The organism is Xylophilus sp. ASV27, from assembly GCF_016428875.1.
In the GTDB taxonomy this organism is placed as follows: domain Bacteria; phylum Pseudomonadota; class Gammaproteobacteria; order Burkholderiales; family Burkholderiaceae_C; genus Xylophilus.
Genome location: NZ_JAELTO010000242.1, coordinates 1 through 1028, shown reverse-complemented (window position 1 = coordinate 1028; position 1028 = coordinate 1). Strand labels below are relative to the sequence as shown.

Here is a 1028-nt window from a genome sequence, read left to right as displayed (position 1 = left end):
CCCCCCCCCCCCCCCCCCCCCCCCCCCCCCCCCCCCCCCCCCCCCCCCCCCCCCCCCCCCCCCCCCCCCCCCCCCCCCCCCCCCCCCCCCCCCCCCCCCCCGCTTTTAGATGTGTATAAGAGACAGGGCCGGCAATGCGCGCGCGGCCTACGGCGAGCGGATCGCGCCCGGCGCGCCCGCGCTCGACGCCCAGCCCGGCGCCGAAGCCCTGCTGCGCCTGGCCCCCGCCCTGATCGCCGACGGCCACCTGGTGCCGGCCGCCGCCGCGCTGCCGCTCTACATCCGCGACAAGGTGGCCAAGACCACCGCCGAGCGCGAGGCCGAACGCGCCCTGCGCGCGGCGCTTGTCCAGGGGTAGTCCGGTGAGCGCCCTGCCGCAAGCCGCCGAGGCCCGCTTCGAGCCCATGACGCCGGAGCTGTTCGGCGCCGTCCTGCCGGTCGAGCAGGCGGCCTACACCCATCCCTGGACGCGCGGCAACTTCGCCGATTCGCTGCGCGCGGGCTACCAGGCGCAGTGCCTGCTGGGCGGGCAGGAACTGCTCGGCTACTTCGTCGCCATGAAGGGTGTGGACGAGGTGCACCTGCTCAATTTCACGGTCGCCCCGGCCCACCAGCACCAGGGCTGGGCGCGGGTCATGCTCGAAGGGCTGGACACCTGGGCGCGCGGCCAGGGCGCGCTGTGGCTGTGGCTGGAGGTGCGCGTGAGCAACCTGCGCGCGCAGCATGTCTACGAAGCCCACGGCTTCCAGCGCGTGGGCCTGCGCAAGCGCTATTACCCCGCGCTGCACGAGCAGCGCGAAGACGCCGTGGTGATGAGCCTCCGGCTCTGGAACTGAGGATGCTGCCCCATGGGACTTGACCTGGACCCGCGCCAGCGCGCCATGCTGGAGGAAATGGGCGTGACCGTCTGGCAGCCGCTGCCGGCCGTGGCGCCGCCCATGCCCCAGGAGCTGTCTCTTATACACATCTAAAATGGGGGGGGGGGGGGGGGGGGGGGGGGGGGGGGGGGGGGGGGGGGGGGGGGGGGG

General features: G+C 75.4%; 2 protein-coding genes and 1 pseudogene. All 3 read left to right on the top strand.

From position 1 onward, the window contains the following. Window positions 1-127: 127 nt before the first annotated feature. A pseudogene (locus tag JHD63_RS22640) lies at window positions 128-358 on the top strand (tRNA (adenosine(37)-N6)-threonylcarbamoyltransferase complex dimerization subunit type 1 TsaB); the annotation flags it as partial. A gap of 4 nt (window positions 359-362) precedes the next feature. Then, on the top strand, window positions 363-836 hold the full coding sequence (rimI, locus tag JHD63_RS22635; protein WP_370590621.1) for a ribosomal protein S18-alanine N-acetyltransferase: 474 nt from the start codon (window positions 363-365) through the stop codon (window positions 834-836). Between the two features lie 12 nt (window positions 837-848). Further along, the gene (locus JHD63_RS24635; protein ID WP_255519318.1) at window positions 849-971 is read left to right on the top strand and encodes a hypothetical protein; all 123 of its coding nucleotides are present in this window, start codon (window positions 849-851) and stop codon (window positions 969-971) included. Window positions 972-1028 lie beyond the last annotated feature (57 nt).

What these genes read in the sequence shown, in the direction of transcription:
- JHD63_RS24635 (WP_255519318.1), top strand. Translation starts at nt 849, where the DNA reads ATGGGACTTGACCTGGACCCGCGCCAGCGCGCCATGCTGGAGGAAATG.